At 60.3% G+C, this 19,009-nt stretch carries 15 protein-coding genes; 7 read left to right on the top strand and 8 right to left on the bottom strand.

Annotation, left to right across the window (positions count from 1 at the left end; translation table 11 throughout):
* Window positions 1–70: 70 nt before the first annotated feature.
* Window positions 71–1,108 carry a flagellar motor protein MotB gene (gene motB / locus QOM08_RS02525; protein ID WP_188252157.1) on the bottom strand — a complete coding sequence of 346 codons (1,038 nt, stop codon included), beginning with the start codon at window positions 1,106–1,108 and terminating at the stop codon, window positions 71–73.
* A gap of 1 nt (window position 1,109) precedes the next feature.
* Entirely contained in the window at window positions 1,110–1,961 is an 852-nt protein-coding gene (motA, locus tag QOM08_RS02520; protein ID WP_139048564.1) for a flagellar motor stator protein MotA, read from the bottom strand.
* Window positions 1,962–2,127: 166 nt separating this feature from the next.
* Here motA and QOM08_RS02515 point away from each other — a divergent pair, with 166 nt between their 5' ends.
* The 6 genes from QOM08_RS02515 to QOM08_RS02490 all read left to right on the top strand — a co-directional run bounded on the left by QOM08_RS02515 (window position 2,128) and on the right by QOM08_RS02490 (window position 9,209).
* Complete coding sequence (locus tag QOM08_RS02515; RefSeq protein WP_316912524.1) at window positions 2,128–3,666, top strand: HDOD domain-containing protein; 1,539 nt, start codon at window positions 2,128–2,130, stop codon at window positions 3,664–3,666.
* Between the two features lie 42 nt (window positions 3,667–3,708).
* Window positions 3,709–4,524 (top strand): rhodanese-like domain-containing protein, encoded by an 816-nt coding sequence (locus QOM08_RS02510; RefSeq protein ID WP_316912523.1) that lies wholly within the window; start codon window positions 3,709–3,711, stop codon window positions 4,522–4,524.
* Window positions 4,525–4,543: 19 nt separating this feature from the next.
* Window positions 4,544–5,407: an archaetidylserine decarboxylase gene (gene asd, locus QOM08_RS02505; protein WP_139048567.1), complete on the top strand. Its 864-nt coding sequence runs from the start codon at window positions 4,544–4,546 to the stop codon at window positions 5,405–5,407.
* 104 nt (window positions 5,408–5,511) lie between these two features.
* Window positions 5,512–6,729, top strand: coding sequence for an O-antigen ligase family protein (locus QOM08_RS02500; protein ID WP_316912522.1), 1,218 nt, complete (start codon window positions 5,512–5,514; stop codon window positions 6,727–6,729).
* Entirely contained in the window at window positions 6,719–7,315 is a 597-nt protein-coding gene (locus tag QOM08_RS02495; protein ID WP_139048569.1) for a serine acetyltransferase, read from the top strand. Before QOM08_RS02500 ends, QOM08_RS02495 begins: the two co-directional genes overlap by 11 nt.
* A 133-nt stretch (window positions 7,316–7,448) precedes the next feature.
* Complete coding sequence (locus QOM08_RS02490; protein WP_316912521.1) at window positions 7,449–9,209, top strand: molecular chaperone; 1,761 nt, start codon at window positions 7,449–7,451, stop codon at window positions 9,207–9,209.
* A gap of 92 nt (window positions 9,210–9,301) precedes the next feature.
* On the opposite strand, the gene serB is transcribed toward QOM08_RS02490, so the two are convergent.
* Window positions 9,302–10,516 (bottom strand): phosphoserine phosphatase SerB, encoded by a 1,215-nt coding sequence (gene serB, locus QOM08_RS02485; RefSeq protein ID WP_316912520.1) that lies wholly within the window; start codon window positions 10,514–10,516, stop codon window positions 9,302–9,304.
* A gap of 133 nt (window positions 10,517–10,649) precedes the next feature.
* Between serB and QOM08_RS02480 the strand changes: the two genes are divergently transcribed.
* Window positions 10,650–12,167: an AhpA/YtjB family protein gene (locus QOM08_RS02480; protein WP_316912519.1), complete on the top strand. Its 1,518-nt coding sequence runs from the start codon at window positions 10,650–10,652 to the stop codon at window positions 12,165–12,167.
* A gap of 237 nt (window positions 12,168–12,404) precedes the next feature.
* On the opposite strand, the gene QOM08_RS02475 is transcribed toward QOM08_RS02480, so the two are convergent.
* From QOM08_RS02475 to parE, 5 genes are all read right to left on the bottom strand, one after another.
* Complete coding sequence (locus QOM08_RS02475) at window positions 12,405–13,109, bottom strand: membrane integrity-associated transporter subunit PqiC (protein WP_047227292.1); 705 nt, start codon at window positions 13,107–13,109, stop codon at window positions 12,405–12,407.
* Between the two features lie 179 nt (window positions 13,110–13,288).
* Window positions 13,289–15,553: a DNA topoisomerase IV subunit A gene (gene parC / locus QOM08_RS02470; protein ID WP_047227291.1), complete on the bottom strand. Its 2,265-nt coding sequence runs from the start codon at window positions 15,551–15,553 to the stop codon at window positions 13,289–13,291.
* Between the two features lie 10 nt (window positions 15,554–15,563).
* A complete protein-coding gene (locus QOM08_RS02465; protein WP_076382906.1) occupies window positions 15,564–16,085 on the bottom strand; it encodes a TIGR02281 family clan AA aspartic protease in 522 nt (173 codons plus the stop codon).
* A complete protein-coding gene (locus QOM08_RS02460; RefSeq protein ID WP_188252162.1) occupies window positions 16,082–17,068 on the bottom strand; it encodes an esterase-like activity of phytase family protein in 987 nt (328 codons plus the stop codon). The genes QOM08_RS02465 and QOM08_RS02460 overlap by 4 nt, the downstream gene beginning before the upstream one ends.
* Window positions 17,068–18,972 carry a DNA topoisomerase IV subunit B gene (parE, locus tag QOM08_RS02455; RefSeq protein ID WP_047227288.1) on the bottom strand — a complete coding sequence of 635 codons (1,905 nt, stop codon included), beginning with the start codon at window positions 18,970–18,972 and terminating at the stop codon, window positions 17,068–17,070. The genes QOM08_RS02460 and parE overlap by 1 nt, the downstream gene beginning before the upstream one ends.
* Between the last annotated feature and the right edge of the window lie 37 nt (window positions 18,973–19,009).

Below are 19,009 nucleotides of genomic sequence, written 5' to 3'. Positions count from 1 at the left end.
AAAAGAGGGGCTGCTTCGCAGCCCAACGGGGATAAATCCCCTCGCCACAGGTTTACGCTCGCCAGTCAGGTCACTGCGCAGGCGGCTCGGCCGGTTTCGGCGCGAGATCATCGAACAGATTCAGACGTTCGCGCACCTCATGGGCGGGAACAGGCTGCTGGTCCGCCGGCAATGCGTTCGGATCCGCCGCCGCGCCGGGCGTAACCGGCACTTCACCCGGCGCGCCGGCGCCCTGGGCCGGGTCCGGCGCCGGGTCATCGGTTTGCGAACCTTCGATGGCTTTCTGGGCCTTCTTGGTCAACACCACGATATCGATCCGCCGGTTGACCGGGTTGAACGGGTCTTTGCGGTCGAACAGCGCCGAGGAGGCATAACCGACCACCCGCGCCACCTGCTCGTCCGGATAACTGCCGGCCACCAGGGCCCGACGAGCCGCGTTGGCGCGATTGGCGGAGAGTTCCCAGTTACCGAAATCGCCTTTGCCGATGAAGGGCTTGGCATCGGTATGGCCACTGATGCTGATCTTGTTCGGCACCGCTTTGATGGTGTCGGCCATGGCCAGCAGAATATCTTCGAAATAAGGTTTCAGGCGCGCGCTGCCAGAGTCGAACATCGGACGATTCTCGGCGTCCATGATCTGGATGCGCAAGCCGTTCGGCGTGATTTCGAACAGGATCTGGTCCTTGAACTTCTGCAGTTCTGGGTTCTCTTCCACTTTGTTCTGCAACTCTTGCAGCAACAACTCCAAACGCTCGCGCTCGACCTCCTCGGCCATGCCTTCGGCGTCATTGGCGTCTACCGTCGCCTTGTCGGGCTGAGGCTGGGATTCGACTTCAGGGTTGAGGGTGTTTTCCGGCGCCAGGACCGGCGAGCCGCCCAGGTCGATGATGTACGGCGTGCCGCTTTCGGAAAAACCCACCGGGTCCTTGAAATAACCGGCGATGGCGATTTTCTGCTCTGGAGTCGCGGTGGACAGCAGCCACAGCACCAGAAAGAACGCCATCATCGCCGTCGCGAAGTCGGCGAAGGCGATTTTCCAGGCGCCCCCGTGATGCCCGCCGGCTATGCGCTTGACGCGCTTGATAATGATCGGCTGGTTGTTTTCCATCTTAGCGACCGCGAACCGCTTGTTCTAACTCGGCGAAGCTTGGACGGTGCGCCGGGTACAGGACCTTGCGACCGAACTCCACAGCCAGCGATGGAGGCATGCCCGAGGCCGAGGCCACGAGCGAAGCCTTGATGGCTTCGTAGACATTGAGTTCTTCCTTGGCGTCGTGGGCCAGGGAATGGGCCAACGGGCCAAAGAAGCCATACGCGGCGAGAATACCGAAGAAGGTACCTACCAGTGCCGCACCTACGTGCAGGCCGATAGATGCCTGGTCGCCTTCGCCCAGGGAGGCCATGGTCACCACGATGCCCAATACCGCCGCGACGATACCGAAACCCGGCATGCCGTCGGCGATGCCGTTGACCGCGTGAGACGGGTGCTCCAGGTCTTCCTTGAGGCTGTACAGTTCCATGTCGAACAGGCCTTCGAGCTCATGGGGAGCCATGTTGCCGGACGACATGATGCGCAGGTAATCACAGACGAACGCCGTCATGCGCTCATCCTTGAGCACCGTGGGGTACTTGGCGAAGATCGGGCTGGACGCTGCGTCTTCGATATCCCCTTCGATCGCCATCATGCCTTCGCGGCGGCTCTTGTTGAGGATCTCGTAGATCAGCCCCAGCACCTCAAGGTAGAAAGTGTGGCTGAAACGCGAGCCGAACATGCTCAAGGACTTCTTGAGCACGTGCATCGTCATGTAGCCGGGGTTGGCCTGCAGGAATGCGCCAAGGGCCGCGCCGCCGATGATCAGAACCTCAAAGGGCTGGATCAGGGCGGCAATCTTGCCATGGGAGAGCACGTATCCGCCCAGAACGCTCGCGAACACGACAATGATGCCGATAATTTTAGCCATAGATAGAAAGTACTTATTTAAGTCGGGTTCAAGGTCATATTCGGAAGCTGAAAAATCTCTTCTTCTACTTATCGGCAAAACTGCGCCAGACTATAGCCAGTTCAGGCGAAAAGCCAATTTGCCCCGTTCCGGGCGTAGATACTCCCTATGATGATCGCGTCCAGCCATGGCTAATGAAACGAAGGTTCCAACTCCACGACCGAACACGCTCGAAGGCTGGGTCAAGCTGCTCGAGGGCGTCCATCTGCCAGTGCCGCAAGCCAGTCATGACCTGGTCTGCAAAGCCATTGCCGACAGCCGCCGCTCACTGCGCGATATTGCCGAGCTGATCCAGGACAGCCCCGCCCTGGCGCTGAGCGTCATTCGTGAAGCCAACCATCACACCCATGGCAACTTTGCCGAACCGGCAGAAAATCTCGAAGTGGCCATCAACCGCCTCGGCCTCAAGCGCACCGAAGAACTGCTCGCCCGACTGCCCTCGTTGCCGGAACAGCAAATCCCCCTCGCGCTGCGCCAACTGCAATTGATCAGCCAGCACGCAACGCAACAGGCCAATGGTTTTTTTGCCAGCCGCCTGGCGCGGCTATGGCAAGACATCCACTGGGGCAGCCTGCTGTTTCTGTCACCGCTCTGGCCGCTAGCCCTGACTCATCCGGGATTGCTGGGCGAGTGGGAATTGCGGGTTGTCCATAAAGGCCAGTCAGCGAGCAAAGTGGAGCGCGAGCTGTTCGGCGTCAGCCTGCTGCAAATCTGCCTGGCGCTGGTGGAGACCTGGCGCCTGCCGGCCTGGGTGGCGCAGGGCTACCGCCTGCTGCTCAACGAACGCCGCGAGCTGGTGAAAGTGCTGCGCATCGCCCGGGACAGTGAACACCCGCTGCGCCAGCAGAATCGCCTGGACGATGACCCGACCCTGCGGCGCTGGCTCAATCAGCCAGCCAACACCGTGCTGCTAGCCAACGGCCTGGCCCTTTCAGCGCAACAGGCGTGGGACGGCCCTCACAGCACCCGCTGGCAATATCTGACAAGTTTGTATCTGCAGATGTCCATGGATGACGTCCAGCAGCAATTGCACCAGCAAGCCGTCATCAGTGCCCGCCACAACACCATGCCGGACCTCTGGCATCCGGCTGTGGCGTTGATCTGGCCCTGGGGCAGCCGACGCGTCCACCCGGGGCTGCTGCCGGCCGCCCCGCCCAGCGCCGAAGACCTGACCCAGTGGCGCAAGCAATGCGCCGAATTGCTGCTGGAACCGAGCCCGTTCAGCAACGCCATGCACCTGACCACCTCGGCACGGGACGCCTTGGTGGCATGCGGCATGCGGCGGGTGATGATTCTGATGGCCGACCGCAGCCAGACCAGCTTGCGCGTGCATCAGATCGCCGGCCTGCCCAAAGAAGCGGCGGCCATGAGTTTTTCCATCAGCCAAAGCAAAGTGTTGCAACGGTTGCAGGCCCAGCAGGCCCAGGTTCGCCTGAACCCGGACAACAACGCTCAGTTTTCGGCGTTGCTGCCGCCGGGCCTGCGCAGCCTGTTTCGCGGCGAACACCTGCTGTTGCGTTCACTGACCTGCAACGGCCGGGTGATCATGCTGGTGGCGGTGGACCAGGGCGGCGGGCCCTTCTCGGACGTGACGGTGCAGGCCTTCGGCAAAACCGTGCAGTGTATCGAACGCGCCTTGCACAGCTTTACCAACCGCGGTCGCTGATCTTGATACAATCTTTTCCCTTTGCGCTCCTGGAGACCTCACATGCCTGACTTCTCTGGCTTGCCGCTGGTAATCGAGCCGAGCGACCTGCTGTCGCGCCTCGACGCCCGCGAACTGATTCTGGTGGACCTGACCAGCGCCGCCCGCTATAGCACCGGGCACATCCCTGGCGCACGCTTCGTCGACCCCAAGCGCACCCAACTGGGCCAGCCCCCGGCACCAGGCCTGTTGCCAGCAAAAGCCGACCTCGAGGCGCTGTTCGGCGAACTGGGGCACAACCCGAATGCGGTCTACGTGGTCTATGACGATGAAGGCGGTGGCTGGGCCGGGCGCTTTATCTGGCTGCTGGATGTGATCGGCCATTCGAACTACCACTACCTCGACGGTGGTTTGCTGTCGTGGCTGGACGAAGGCCTGCCGGTGTCCACTGAAGTGCCGCCGCCCGCCACAGGCCCGGTGAGCCTGACCCTGCACGATGGACCCACCGCCACCCGCGAATACCTGCAAAGCCGCCTCGGTGCCGCTGACCTGGCGATCTGGGACGCACGCGGGCCGCTGGAATATTCCGGCGAGAAAGTCGTCGCAGCCAGGGGCGGACATATTCCCGGCGCGATCAACTTCGAATGGACCGCCGGCATGGATCAGGCACGCAACCTGCGCATCCGCAGCGACATGCCGCAGATCCTCGAACAGTTGGGCATCACGCCTGACAAAGAAATCATCACCCATTGCCAGACCCACCACCGCTCTGGCTTCACCTATCTGGTGGCCAAGGCGCTCGGTTATCCGCGAGTCAAAGGCTATGCCGGCTCCTGGGGCGAATGGGGCAACCACCCTGATACCCCCATCGAGCTCTGAAGGTTCTTAAGGACAGTTAATGAAAAACCGCTTGTTCATCCTCAGCCAATACCTGCTACCCCACCACCTGCTGTCTCGGCTGGCCGGCTGCATTGCCGAATGCCGCGTGCGCTGGTTCAAGAATGCCTTTACCCAATGGTTCGCCAAACGCTATCAGGTGGACATGTCCCAGGCACTGGTCGAAGACCTCACGGCCTACGAACACTTCAATGCGTTCTTCACCCGAGCGCTGAAAGAAGGCGCCCGCCCGCTGGACCCAACACCGGGGGCTATCCTCAGCCCCGCCGACGGTGCCGTCAGCCAACTCGGCCCCATCGAGCACGGCCGGGTATTCCAGGCCAAGGGCCACAGCTTCAGCGTGCTGGAACTGCTGGGCGGCGATGCAGCCAACGCAGCGCCGTTCATGGGCGGCGATTTCGCCACCATCTACCTGTCGCCCAAGGACTATCACCGCGTGCACATGCCACTGGCCGGCACCCTGCGGGAAATGGTCTACATCCCGGGACGGATTTTCTCGGTGAACCAGACCACCGCCGAAAACGTTCCGGAACTGTTCGCCCGTAACGAGCGCGTGGCGTGCATTTTCGACACCGAGCGCGGGCCGATGGCCGTGGTGCTGGTGGGCGCGATGATCGTTGCGTCCATCGAAACCGTCTGGGCCGGCCTGGTGACGCCACCCAAGCGCGAACTGAAAACCTTCCGTTACGACGAAGCCGCCCGGGCGCCGATCCACCTGGAGAAAGGCGCCGAGCTGGGCCGCTTCAAACTGGGATCGACCGCCATCGTGCTGTTCGGCCCGAATCAGGTGCAATGGGTCGAAGACCTGGTGGCCGGTTCGCCGGTGCAGATGGGCCAGGGGCTGGCACTGCCTCAGCTTGATTAAAGGGAGGCGGCTCGACTGGATTGAGCCGCCATCTCTCAAGCGAGACTTCCACTGCTCCGAAAGAATCTGACGAAGCTATTATCTATTACCCCTGGAAAACAGGCATGAAGAGTTCGGCTGTTTTAAGATACACATTGTTCATTTTAACGATCGGATTCACTACACACCTAACCGGGTTACTCTTCATCGTTGACGGCAGTACTTACACGACCATATCCAATCTTGGTCTTTTCCTGCCTGCGTTGATTTTATGTAGTGGCGACACAGACCTGCGCAGAAGCCTTACCCAAAAACGATATCGACCCATTCTTCTACTGCTTGCCTTTTCTATGCTAATGGCATTGCTGAACCCCAACGCAGCGACACCTGCTTTTATACAATTCAAAACCGTGTTGTATATTACCCTGTACTTGGGTGCAATCCATATATTGAACAGGGAGGGACTACTTGAAAAATGCCTCACCCTTACCTTTGTAGTGGCGGGACTCTTTGCCATTGCTGGCTTGCTGATCCACTCCGTGCAACACGGGCAGAACATCCTGTTCAGTGGCAAGCGAATATTTAGCCTGGGTTATGGCGATTACGCGAATTTCAAGAACCCCATCATTGCCGCTCTTTACTTTGGTTTTTTTGGTATCTACGGTTTTCACCTACTGCTGACCAAAACCTTCGGTTTGTGGTCCAGAGTTCTATTCTCGGTGTGCATACTGGGCTTATCGATGTATCTGTTTTGCACCCTCTCCAGAGCTGTCTGGCTTGGATACGGCATGGCCGCCTGCACCACCATTCTTTTCCACCATAATTACAGATCAAGAAAATGGTTGTACCTGGCAGGTATATTTTTTATCGTTCTCGCGGCATGGTTATGGCCCATACTGATTCAGCAGCAAGGCCGTGGCTTCAGCCTGCGGGATGATATATGGGCCGGCTGGCTGAGCCGCTTTGGAGATTTCTGGATATTCGGCGCGGGAGCAGGTCGTGATTTTGACTTCTGCATTGCCGGGACAGTATGTTTCAACCAAGCACACAACTTGCTCCTTCAGTTCTTTTATGAATTTGGGATCATGGGCGCTGCACTGATGCTCCTAACCATTTTTTACGCCTTCAAATACTCTCTGGACAAGAGAGCCTGGAGGCTTCCCATGGGTTCGATTGGTCTGCCTCTATTCTTATTTGGTATTACCGCCGCCCTGTTTGACTATCACACCGTATTCAACAGACCGGGTGTCTATTGGATTGTCTTCTGGTTACCTATCGGAATAATTCTCTCCCAAACAACCCGTCCAGTTGTCCCGCACAAAGAGGCGGCTCATGCTCATTGATATTTTCCGGTCAGCCAAGCGTTACTGGCACATCGAAATTCTGGGTGGCCTGGATAAACCGTTCAAATGGAGACGGCTTTTCCTGAAGTGCCATAAGATCAACAGATACCGTTATTTGTTCTGGTTTCGCCTGGCCTATGCCATGCATCAGCAAGACAGTAAATTCTGGAGACGACGCGGCAAGCTGCTCAACGAACGAATAAGCCGCCAATTCAACGTCGAGATCATGCTGGGAGCCAGCATCGGGGAAGGACTTTGGATTGCCCACCCGAACGGAATAGTCATAACCTCCCATGCCATTATCGGGAAAGACTTCAGGATCTGGCAAAACTGCACACTTGGCATTAAGGGACAACGCGAATTCGCGGCATTGCGCATTGGCGATGGAGTAAGGGTTCACGCACACGCGTGCATTATTTCTGATGATCTCGAGCTGGGTGACAATGTCATTATTGGCGCCGGTGCTTTCGTCAACAAGAGCGTACCGTCCAACCACATGTACATCACTAAGAGCGTAGGTGAAATGAAGCGGTACGATCCTCAATCAATGGGTCGCCTGCAAAACCAGACGAAAAAAGGGGGCTGAAGAAGCGCAACCGCTCTTCGATTGCACCTCGAGCAATGAGCGCCCAACGAACGTCGATACCACACGCTCTTTCGGCCACAGCTGCTAGAGTTGGGAACATCCCTTTCATTTCCCGACGGAGCCCATCCACGGCATGAATGAGACCAGCCCTCTCCAGCTTTCGCGCGTTCTGACACCGACCCAGTCGCGCCTGTCGTTCTGCGACGCCACGCCGCGCGACCTCAAGCGCTGGATCGCCAACCTGCCCAAGGCCAATATCGGCGAAACCGCACGCCTGTTGTACCAGGCCATCGGCGAACTCAACCAACTGCTCACCCCCAGCGAGAATCGCCTGCAACTGCTCGAATTGTTGCGGCCCGAGGTGTATTACGTCTGCAAACACCTGGAGCGGCATTTTTTGCAACAGGCCATCGTTCTGGATGAGCGCTCGCGCAAGATCGTCAACCTGTGCCAGGCCCTGCAAACCCAATTGGCCATGGGTTACAAACAGATCGTCGCGCGCATCTCGCCGAAATACTCCAAGGACCGCGCCCGGCTGCTGAGCACCGCGCTGCAACGCGCGATGCATGCGCTGGACGGCACACTGCTGCGTATCAGCCAGTTGTATAGCCCGGTACCCGAAGGGCTGTGGCTCGATTTGCATCAGTTGTACCGAATCGCCTGCCACCATCGGCTGCAACACCTCAGCGTCAGCGATGAACTGGCCAGCCAGGTGCATCAGTTGAATGTTGAGCAAACCTACGTGGTCGCCCTGCTGCTGGGCACCTCACGCAGCAATCAACTGCGCCAGGGCCAGATTGCGCGACTCGTCGAGGTGCTCGAATCCTGGAGTCAGAAGGTCACGCTGGACCCGGCCACCACCGCCACGAGCCTGTTCGCCGTTGCACCGCAACTGGATATCGGACCGCGCTATCGCTCCAAGTTCAGGGCCGAGCAACAGCCCAGCCTGCTGGGTTTCGATCCGCAGCCGCTGGTGCGCGCCATTGCCACTCATCTGGAACAACCCGACGATCACACCTTGCCCGTGCCTGGCGCAATGAACGCCGACACCTTGCATCACCTGCAAGCGGCCTGGGGCGAAGCGGTCGAACGCAGCTTCCAGCGCACGGAGGGCAACGGCACGCTGACGCTCTGCGTGGGCATGAGCGCTTTGCACTATTACCTGGGCGGCGAGCGCTCTTTCAGCGAAATCCTGAAGGACTCTGCAACGCGCAAGGCCCGGTTCGAGGCCACACCGACCAAGACCAACGACACCTGGAGCCAGGCTTTCGACGCAGCTGCGACCGGTGACAGTGATCTGTTGCCCTATGAAGAAATCGAGTACCCGGTCAATCCGGCCGATGACGACGGCGCCAGCTCCGACAACCAGCACCACTTCGCGACCTACGACCTGCCCATCATCAATCACAGCCCCGGAGGTTACTGCCTCGGCTGGCCGAAGGAGGTGCCTGAGCAACTGCAGGCCGGGGAAATGGTCGGCATTCGCGACACTAACGATCAAGCCTGGAGCATCGCCGTGGTGCGCTGGATCAGGCAAGTGCGCAATGGCGCCATGCAAATGGGTATCGAGCTGGTCGCGCCTCATGCCCAGCCTTGCGGGCTGCAACTGGTACGAGAGAAGGATGAGCATGGTCACTACCTGCGAGGGCTGCTGCTGCCTGAGATCAGCGCCATTGACCTGCCTCCCACCATGATCGCGCCCCGTCTGCCTTTCCAGGAAGGCCAGCAAGTGCTGATCAACACCAACGGCCAGGAACGCCGCGCCAGCCTGGACCGACGGGTGACCAGCACGCACAGCTTCAACCAGTTTGCTTATCGACAGGAGGACTCAGCGACCACCGGAGATGGCCACGACAATGAAGGGGATTTTGATTCGTTGTGGAAGTCGCTTTAGACCGCCAATACATAACCCTTTGTGAAGAGAGAGCTCTCTGTGGGAGCAAAACTTGCTCCCACAGATAAATCCCCTTGCCACAGGAGATTGAGTCAGAGCTGCCCGTCGCGATCCCTGAAGCCCAGCAGATACAACACCCCATCCAACCCGAGGGTGGAGATCGCCTGCCGGGCCGACTGCTTGACCAGCGGCTTGGCGCGGAACGCCACGCCCAGACCGGCGATCGCCAGCATTGGCAGGTCATTGGCGCCGTCGCCGACGGCGATGGTCTGTTCCAGGCGCAGGCCTTCCTTCTCGGCCAGTTCGCGCAACAGATCCGCCTTGCGCTGGGCATCGACGATCGGTTCGACAGCCACGCCCGTGACCTTGCCATCCACGACTTCCAGTTCATTGGCGAACACGTAGTCGATGCCGAGTTTGGCCTGCAACTGCTTGGCGAAGTAGGTGAAGCCACCCGACAGGATCGCGGTCTTGTAGCCCAGACGCTTGAGTTCGGCGAACAGGGTTTCGGCGCCCTCGGTCAGGCGCAAGGAAGCGCCGATGGCGTCCAGCACGCTGACGTCCAGCCCCTTGAGTAGCGCCAGGCGCTCCTTGAAGCTGGCGCGAAAATCCAACTCGCCGGCCATGGCTCGCTCAGTGATGGCCGACACCTTGTCGCCCACGCCGGCGGCCTTGGCCAGTTCGTCGATGACTTCGGCTTCAATCAGCGTCGAATCCATGTCAAACACCGCCAGGCGGCGGTTGCGGCGGAACAGTGAGTCTTCCTGGAACGCGATGTCGACATTCAACTCCTGGGCCACGCTGAGGAACTCGGCACGCAGCGCCTGGGGATCGGCCGGCTCGCCGCGCACGGAGAACTCGATGCAGCCCTTGCCCTTGTCATCCGGCGTATCCAGCGGCATGCGCCCGGACAAACGGTCGATGTGGTCGATGTTCAGGTCGTATTTGGCAGTGATCGAACTGACCCGCTGCAATTGCTCGGCGGTAACCTTGCGGGTCAACAGAGTCACGATGTGCCGCTTCTTGCCCTGGCCATTGACCCAATGCTGGTAATCGGCTTCGGACACCGGGGTGAAACGCACCTGTTGGTCGAGTTTGTAGGCGGTGAACAGGATGTCCTTGAGCACCGACTTGCTTTGCTCGGCGTCCGGAATTTCAACCAGGATGCCGAACGACAGTGTGTCGTGAATCACCGCCTGACCAATGTCGAGAATGTTCACACCACCCTGGGCCAGAACGCCGGTAATGGCCGCAGTCAGACCCGGACGGTCACTGCCAGTGATGTTTATCAGGACGATTTCGCGCAAGGCGCACCCCCGCAGGTGGAAAAAAACCGCATTCTACCCACTTTCAGTGACCATCGGGCACCGTCGGTGCTTTGCCGGTCATGGGCCTGTCGCTATACTGCGCGTCAATTTCACGGACAAAGAGCCGAGCTCAGTGAACCGGCCCACGCCAGTCAAAACCGACAATTTCTTTCTGCTGATCTTCCGTGCACTGCGCCACCGTCGCGTGCCGATTGCATTGCGCATTGCCAGCCATAACGTGATCCTGGTCGCCCTGGCCCTGGTGATCTATGCCTGCGTGATGGGCCTGCAGTTCAAGCAGGCAATGCACGAGCAGGCCGATGCCCTGGGCGAGAGCCTGACCACGCAGACCGCCACGTCCGCCACCGAGCTACTGGTGTCCAACGACATCCTCAGCCTCAACGTGCTGCTCAACAACCTCACCAAAAACAAACTGGTGGCCCACGCCGCCATTTATAGCGTGGACAACCGCATCCTCGCCGAAGCCGGCCAGCGTCCCAAGCCGGGCCTGCTGGGCGAATCCGGCGGCATGTACCAGAGCAGGATCACTTTCCAGGACGTGACCGCCGGGCAACTGCGCATCAGCCTGGACATGGATCAGTTCCAGCAGCCAATGACCATCAGCCTGCAAAGCATGGGCATCCTCAGCGCAATATTGCTCGCGCTGGCGCTGGCCTTGAGCTTGCGCCTGGGACGGCACATCTCTACGCCATTGCTGCAACTGCGGGTCTGGCTGCGGGATATCGACGAGCACACCCCAGCGACCCAGCGCCAGGACGAAATTGGCGATCTGGCTCGGCAACTGCACGCCAGCTTCGCCCCGGAACCTGCCCCCGTGCCGGAGCCTGAAGACATCGACTACAGTGACGACGACGAAGCCGAACCAAGTTTCGAAGTGCGTAACCTGCGGGACCCGGACTTCGATGAAAGCCAACCTCTACCCGCCTCCAGGCCCGGGCCACGCCGCGTGGTCCGCACGGTAGAGGACGATGAAGACGACGATGCTTTCGCCGACCTGCGTGACGACTCAATCGCCGATGAGCCGCAATCGGTCGCCAGACCCGTCGCCTCGGACCTGCCCCAACACAGTGCCGTGCTGGCCGTGCAACTGGGCGCCCAGGACCAACTGCGCCGGCTGCCCCAGGCGCGCCTGAAGGAACTGCTTGAGCGTTACCGCGACTGCCTCGACCAAGCCGCATCGCTGTATCAGGGCCAACTGCACACCCTGAACGATGGCAGCACGCTGATGCTGTTCCACACCGAGGACAGCGGTGATGACTACCTCACCAACGCCATTTGCTGCGGTGAGTTGCTCCGAGCCCTGGGCCACCAGTTGCAGATCGAAGTCGCCGACAGCGGCATCACCCTGCAATTGCAGTTGGGCCTGACCTTGGGTGACGGGCTGTTCGGCCTGAGCCAGATAGACCTGCTGCTGACCGAAACCGCCCAGGACGCCCTGGCCCTGTCGCAGCACAGCCGCAACTTGCTGCTGGTGGAGCGCAAGATCAACGACGACGCCCTGATCCGCCAGCGCGCCCGCATCCGCCCTATCGCCAGCCCGGAAGGCGCATGCTGCGTCGAGCGACTGATGGAGCCTTATCCGTCGATGCTGGAGCGACAACTGGCGCGGATGCATGAGCGTCAGGCCTGAGCCTCAACACCTGAAATGACGAAGCCCGCAGATGAGTGATTGTCTGCGGGCTTTTTTGTGGCCTTCGCCTACCTCATCGCGAGCAAACTCGCTCCCACAGGGACCTCTGCCAGCCACAGATCCAGTGTGGGAGCGAGCCTGCTCGCGATGAGGCCGGCATAGACACCCGAGACTGCACCCCACAGAAACAACAAAGCCCGCATCAACGCGGGCTTTGTTTTGCATCCAGTTCAACCATCAGAACCTGAACACTTCCATGTCCGTACGGATCGGCAAGGCCATTGGAATCTTGTCCTTTTCCTTCTCGACCTTTTTGGTCGCTGCAGGAGCAGATTTGCGCGGCACCTCTGCGACAGGCGGCTGGTTGGCCAAAGGCTTGAGCGCCACGGACAGTTGCTCGGCCAGACGTTGCAGCAGCACGCCCTGAGCCTGGACCTGCGCCGCGGTACCGCCGGCATGTTGCTCCTGCAGATGAATGATCCGGTTCTCGCGAACCTTTCCGCGACGATCGATCAGGCGCCACTGGGCATCCAGTACCGCCGGTTGCGATTCGCCCGAATCCAGCCGGGTAATCGACAGCAAGACCTGAACATCCGGGGTAAAGCCCTGGGTGGCCGGCGCGAGTACTACGCGCTGGCTGTCCAGATGCCCGGCGACCTGACGCAGCAACAGCTGGTCAATGTCCGACGACAGGCTGCCGGCCCAACGACCGTCGGTGGCAGCCTGCAGGCTGCCGTCCGGTTGGCGTTGCAATAGGGTTTCACGTTGCAGGTAATCGGCAATCAATACCGGGCCCAGTAATACCGCCATGCCTGCGCTTTGTGCAGGCTGGGCCGGGTTTCCGCTGTCGAGTTGATACAGCGACACTGGCTGATTGACGCTACAGCCCGCCAGGCCAAGCAGGCCGGCGAGCCACAAAATAGGAAGGCGCAGAGCAGTCATCGTCCCGTCCAGGTGGCGGCCACAAGGCTTACCACAGTGAAAAAATACTCGGTCAATATGAAGAACGCTCGGCCACGCCGGCGCTTGAAAGGGCCTATCATCCGTGAATATGCGCTCCGACTCCAGCGCGAAAGTGCCGATCTGCGGCTTTTAATCGCAGACCGAGCGCTCTAGCACGCTTAATTGAGGTTTTCGACGAGCAGTGCATCGACCCGCTGAAACCCTCTCGGAAGCTTGTTGCCCCGCCGACCGCGTTCACCTTTGTAGTGTTCAAGATCGTCTGCCTTCAACGAAAGCGTACGCTTTCCAGCCTGCAGCACAAGCGTGGCGCCTTCCGGCAACACTGCAATATCCGTGACATATTCCTCACGACTTGCCACCCGTTCGCCGGAAATACCGATGATCTTGTTGCCTTTACCTTTACCCAACTGTGGCAAGTCACTGATTTTGAAGACCAGCAACCGACCTTCGGTCGTCACCGAAGCCAGCCAGTTGTTCTCACGATCGGACACAGGTCGCGGCGCTATGACCTTGGCGTTATTCGGCAGGCTCAACAACGCCTTGCCCGCCTTGTTCTTGGCTTGCAGGTCCTCACCCTTGACGACAAACCCGTAGCCGGCGTCCGACGCAATAACGTACAGCCCGTCATCATCAGGCATCAGCACGCATTCAAAAGTTGCACCCGGTGGAGGAGTTAATCGACCGGTCAGTGGCTCGCCCTGTCCGCGAGCCGATGGCAGGGTATGCGCCGGCACCGAATAACTGCGTCCGGTGGAGTCGACGAACACCGCAAACTGGTTGGAACGCCCGGCCGCCAGCGCCTTGAAACCATCCCCGGCCTTGTAGGAAAGCCCCGTCGCGTCAATATCATGACCTTTGGCAGAGCGCACCCAGCCTTTTTCTGACAGCACGACAGTCACTTTCTCGTTCGGCAGCAGATCGTGCTCACTCAGCGCCTTGGCTTCGGCGCGCTCGACGATAGGCGAGCGACGGTCGTCGCCGTAGGTTTCGGCGTCCTTGAGCAGTTCGGTGCGCACCAGCTTCTTGAGCTTGGCTTCGCTGCCCAGCAAGGCTTGCAGCTTGGCCTGCTCCTTGAGCAGTTCATCCTGCTCGGCCCGCAGCTTCATCTCTTCCAGCCGCGCCAGTTGCCGCAGGCGGGTATCGAGAATGTAGTCGGCCTGGATTTCGCTCAAGGCGAAACGCTCGATCAGGCTGGCCTTGGGGTGCTCCTCGGTACGGATGATATGAATAACTTCATCCAGGTTGAGGTAGGCAATCAGCAAACCGTCCAACAGGTGCAGGCGACGTTCGACCTTGTCCAGGCGAAATTGCAGGCGCCGGCGCACGGTCTTGACCCGGAACTCCAGCCATTCCACCAGCAGCGCCCGCAGGTTTTTCAGCTGTGGCTTGCCGTCCAGACCGATGATGTTGATGTTGACCCGGTAGCTGGACTCAAGATCGGTACTGGCAAACAGGTGCTGCATCAGCGCGTCATGATCAACCCGACTGTTGACCGGAATAATCACGATCCGGCAGGGGTTCTCGTGGTCGGATTCGTCGCGAAGGTCAGCGACTTGCGGTGCTTTCGACGGCTTTGCCTGCATCATCGCGGCAATCTGTTCCAGCACCTTGGCCCCGGAAACCTGGTGCGGCAGGGCGGTGACGATGATGTCGCCATCTTCGATGTGGTACACCGCGCGCATACGCACCGAACCGCGACCGGTTTCGTAGATCTTCAGCAAGTCGGCGCGCGGCGTGATGATTTCCGCTTCGGTCGGGTAGTCCGGGCCCTGAATGTGTTCGCAGAGCTGCTCCACCGTGGCTTTGGGCTCGTCCAGCAAGCGCACGCACGCGGTGGCCACTTCCCGCAGGTTGTGGGGCGGCACATCGGTGGCCATGCCCACGGCGATACCGGTGGTGCCATTGAGCAGGATGTTCGGCAAACGCGCTGGCAACACCAGAGGTTCATCGAGAGTACCGTCGAAGTTAGGCCCCCAGTCTGCGGTGCCTTGGCCCAGCTCGCTGAGCAGCACCTCGGAATAACGCGACAGCCGCGCCTCGGTGTAACGCATGGCAGCGAAAGACTTGGGATCGTCTGGCGCACCCCAGTTCCCCTGGCCGTCCACCAGGGTGTAGCGGTAGCTGAACGGCTGGGCCATCAGCACCATGGCTTCGTAGCAGGCCGAGTCACCGTGGGGATGGAACTTACCGAGCACATCACCGACGGTACGCGCCGACTTCTTGTGCTTGGAATCGGCATCCAGCCCCAGCTCACTCATGGCGTAGATGATCCGCCGCTGAACCGGCTTCAGACCGTCGCCGATGTGCGGCAAGGCGCGGTCCATGATCACGTACATGGAGTAATTGAGGTAGGCATTTTCGGTGAAGTCAGCCAGCGACCGGCGCTCTACGCCGTCTAAGCTGTCTGCAAGAATGTCGCTCATGCGGGCCTCATCAGTTCGTTGTCTGGCGCAGCAACATGGTGCCGCCGCGCTGGGTAAATTCAAGTTTGTTCAGGGCGCTCATGCCCAGCAGCACTTGCGTGCCGCCCAGGCCTGGCGCCACCAGGGCACGGACATCGCGCAATACGATGTCACCCAATTGCAAACGGTCGATACGGGTGCGATAACCCTCGCTCAAACCGTTGGCGGTGCTCAACGTCACACCGAAACCTTTTTCCAGCTTGAGGCGCGCGGCCAGCTCCTGCGGGATCGCCACGTCCGTGGCGCCGGTGTCGAGCATGAAGTCCACCGGTTGGCCGTTGATCTGGCCGCTGGCGACAAAATGCCCCTGTTTATTGCTGACCAGCTTCACCTCGATAAAACCTTCACCCTTTTGCGAATACACCTCGGTATTGGGATTCTGCGCACGCTGCTCCCACTGGGCAAAAAACCGCGTCGCCAGAAACAGCGCCGCGCACCAGGCCAGTATCATCAACACCCGGCCGGCGCGCTTGCCCGGCGGTTGCTGGCTCATGGCGTGGCGCCCCAACCACCGTCCGGCGCGGCAAAGCGCCAGATGATCGGCCGCCGTTCACCGTCGGCCCGTGCCCCGTCGTTGTTATCCAGACCAACCCAGGCGCCCTCGGCATCCACCACCAGCGCTTCGGCCAAGCCGTAGTTCTGTGAATAACGACGGTTTTCCTGCAACGCCTCGGCGGCGAACGACCAGCAACGCTCCACTTGAGCGGTTTGCGAGTCACGCCGGCAGATCTGATAAGCGTTGCGCTCCAGGGTAAACAGCTTGCCGTCGAACAGTGACAGATCGGCGAAATCCCGTGATACCGCCCGGGCATTGAGAAACTGCTCAGGTTGCATCTGCTTCCCCGCTTCACTGAGCAACACGCAGTTGCCATCACACTCCCACACCGCTTGCTGACGCTTGATCAGCAACAACCCGCGACGCTCCCGCTCAGCGGCCAGCCATAGCTGATCACCGGCCGGATTGATCGCCAAGCCTTCAAACAACGCATTGAAATGCAGCAACATGCCGCTGGCCCGCGCTTGGCGGATCATCGCCGGTCCGATTTTCAACCAGGACGCGGCGCCCGTCGGCGACACCTGCAACACCGCTGCATGGGATTCACTGACCACGTAGCGATTGCCGGCACTGTCACAACTGATGCCTTCGAAATCCAGCTCGCCACCGCGCAGGTACGACGCCGCCCAGGTCCGCGATTTCAAACCCCACGGCAAACCGCTGTCCGGCACCGGCGGCACCTCGATTTCAACGGCTTCTGCCTGCCAGACCGGCGCATCAGAAGACTTGAGGCGGTAGATCCGATCGTCATCGCGATCCGACACCGTCCACATTTCACCCCCGCACACGGCCAGCCCGGACAAGTTACCGCCACGCAAATCCTCGACGGCATGCTCGGACAGCAACTTCAACTGCGGTGCAGGACCTGCGACCACCACCCCCGCCCACAGCAACAACGCCAGGGCGAAACCGTTGCGCATCAGGCCAGCACCTCGGCCAGGTCCCCTTTGGATTCGAGCCAGGACTTGCGATCGCCAGCGCGTTTTTTCGCCAGCAGCATGTCCATCATTTCCGAGGTCGCTTCGAAATCATCCAGGGTCAACTGCACCAGGCGGCGCGTGTTCGGATCCATGGTGGTTTCGCGCAGTTGCGGCGGGTTCATCTCGCCAAGGCCCTTGAATCGGGTGACCTGCGGTTTGCCGCGTTTCTTTTCGGCCACCAAACGATCAAGAATGCCATCGCGCTCGGCTTCGTCCAGGGCGTAGTAAATCTCTTTGCCCAGGTCGATACGGTACAGCGGCGGCATCGCCACGTAGACGTGACCGGCGTCCACCAGCGGGCGGAAATGCTGGACGAACAACGCGCAGAGCAACGTGGCGATGTGCAGACCGTCGGAGTCGGCGTCGGCGAGGATGCAGATCTTGCCGTAACGCAGTTGGCTCATGTCCGCGGCGCCCGGATCGACACCGATGGCCACGGCAATGTTATGCACTTCCTGGCTGGCCAGCACTTCGCTGCCGTCCACTTCCCAGGTGTTGAGGATCTTGCCGCGCAACGGCAGGATCGCCTGGAACTCTTTGTCCCGCGCCTGCTTGGCCGAACCGCCGGCGGAATCACCTTCCACCAAAAACAGCTCGGAACGCATCGGGTCCTGCCCGGCACAGTCAGCGAGCTTGCCGGGCAACGCCGGCCCCTGGGTGATGCGCTTGCGCTCGACCTTCTTGCTGGCCTTGAGGCGCCGGCCGGCGTTGTTGATCGCCAGTTCTGCCAGGGCCAAGCCGGTTTCCGGGTTAGCGTTGAGCCACAGGCTGAACGCATCCTTGACCACCCCGGAAACAAACGCCGCTGCTTCGCGGGACGACAGGCGCTCTTTGGTCTGGCCGGAGAATTGCGGCTCCTGCATCTTCATCGACAATACGAAGGCAATGCGCTCCCATACGTCTTCCGGCGCCAGCTTCACGCCACGGGGCAGCAGGTTGCGGAACTCGCAGAACTCGCGCATGGCATCGAGCAAACCCTGGCGCAACCCGTTCACGTGGGTGCCGCCCTGAGCGGTGGGGATCAGGTTGACGTAGCTCTCCTGGACGCTTTCGCCACCTTCGGGCAGCCACAACAGCGCCCAGTCCACTGCTTCCTTGTTCCCGGCCAGGCTGCCGCAGAATGGCTCGTCCGGCAGGCGTTCGAAACCGTTGACCGCGTCCACCAGGTAAGAACGCAGGCCGTCCTCGTAATGCCACTCGACTTTCTCGCCGGTGGCCTTGTCCTCGAAACTGACCAGCAGCCCCGGACACAACACGGCCTTGGCCTTGAGCACGTGCTTGAGGCGGGTGACGGAGAATTTAGGCGAATCGAAATACTTCGGGTCTGGCGCAAAATACACGCTGGTCCCGGTGTTGCGCTTGCCGACTGTGCCGACCACTTCCAGTTCGGTGGCCTTGTAGCCATCGGCGAACGTCATCTGGTACTCGTTGCCGTCACGCTTGACCCGCACGCGGACCAGGGTCGACAAGGCGTTGACCACGGAAATACCCACCCCGTGCAAACCGCCGGAGAACTGGTAGTTCTTGTTGGAAAACTTGCCACCCGCGTGGAGCTTGGTGAGGATCAACTCGACGCCGGACACGCCCTCTTCAGGGTGAATGTCCACCGGCATGCCGCGACCGTCGTCGCTGACTTCCAGCGAGTGATCGGCGTGCAGGATGACCTGCACCGAACGGGCGTGCCCGGCCAAGGCTTCGTCGACACTGTTGTCGATGACTTCCTGGGCAAGGTGGTTCGGCCGACTGGTGTCGGTGTACATGCCGGGGCGCTTGCGCACCGGGTCGAGGCCCGAGAGGACTTCGATGGCGTCTGCGTTATAAGAGCTAGCGCTGGGAGTGGCCATGGGGTCTCGTCGTCAGTGTTCAATGAAAAAGAGGCGA

Origin of the sequence: Pseudomonas sp. P105 (genome assembly GCF_032614175.1) — a bacterium.
Taxonomy (GTDB): domain Bacteria; phylum Pseudomonadota; class Gammaproteobacteria; order Pseudomonadales; family Pseudomonadaceae; genus Aquipseudomonas; species Aquipseudomonas rhizophila.
The sequence above is the reverse complement of the archived record's forward strand: the minus strand, read 5'-3'. Positions and strand labels throughout refer to the sequence as shown.

What these genes read in the sequence shown, in the direction of transcription:
- motB (WP_188252157.1), bottom strand. Translation starts at nt 1,108, where the DNA reads ATGGAAAACAACCAGCCGATCATTATCAAGCGCGTCAAGCGCATAGCC.
- motA (WP_139048564.1), bottom strand. Translation starts at nt 1,961, where the DNA reads ATGGCTAAAATTATCGGCATCATTGTCGTGTTCGCGAGCGTTCTGGGC.
- QOM08_RS02515 (WP_316912524.1), top strand. Translation starts at nt 2,128, where the DNA reads ATGGCTAATGAAACGAAGGTTCCAACTCCACGACCGAACACGCTCGAA.
- QOM08_RS02510 (WP_316912523.1), top strand. Translation starts at nt 3,709, where the DNA reads ATGCCTGACTTCTCTGGCTTGCCGCTGGTAATCGAGCCGAGCGACCTG.
- asd (WP_139048567.1), top strand. Translation starts at nt 4,544, where the DNA reads ATGAAAAACCGCTTGTTCATCCTCAGCCAATACCTGCTACCCCACCAC.
- QOM08_RS02500 (WP_316912522.1), top strand. Translation starts at nt 5,512, where the DNA reads ATGAAGAGTTCGGCTGTTTTAAGATACACATTGTTCATTTTAACGATC.
- QOM08_RS02495 (WP_139048569.1), top strand. Translation starts at nt 6,719, where the DNA reads ATGCTCATTGATATTTTCCGGTCAGCCAAGCGTTACTGGCACATCGAA.
- QOM08_RS02490 (WP_316912521.1), top strand. Translation starts at nt 7,449, where the DNA reads ATGAATGAGACCAGCCCTCTCCAGCTTTCGCGCGTTCTGACACCGACC.
- QOM08_RS02475 (WP_047227292.1), bottom strand. Translation starts at nt 13,109, where the DNA reads ATGACTGCTCTGCGCCTTCCTATTTTGTGGCTCGCCGGCCTGCTTGGC.
- parC (WP_047227291.1), bottom strand. Translation starts at nt 15,553, where the DNA reads ATGAGCGACATTCTTGCAGACAGCTTAGACGGCGTAGAGCGCCGGTCG.
- QOM08_RS02465 (WP_076382906.1), bottom strand. Translation starts at nt 16,085, where the DNA reads ATGAGCCAGCAACCGCCGGGCAAGCGCGCCGGCCGGGTGTTGATGATA.
- QOM08_RS02460 (WP_188252162.1), bottom strand. Translation starts at nt 17,068, where the DNA reads ATGCGCAACGGTTTCGCCCTGGCGTTGTTGCTGTGGGCGGGGGTGGTG.
- parE (WP_047227288.1), bottom strand. Translation starts at nt 18,972, where the DNA reads ATGGCCACTCCCAGCGCTAGCTCTTATAACGCAGACGCCATCGAAGTC.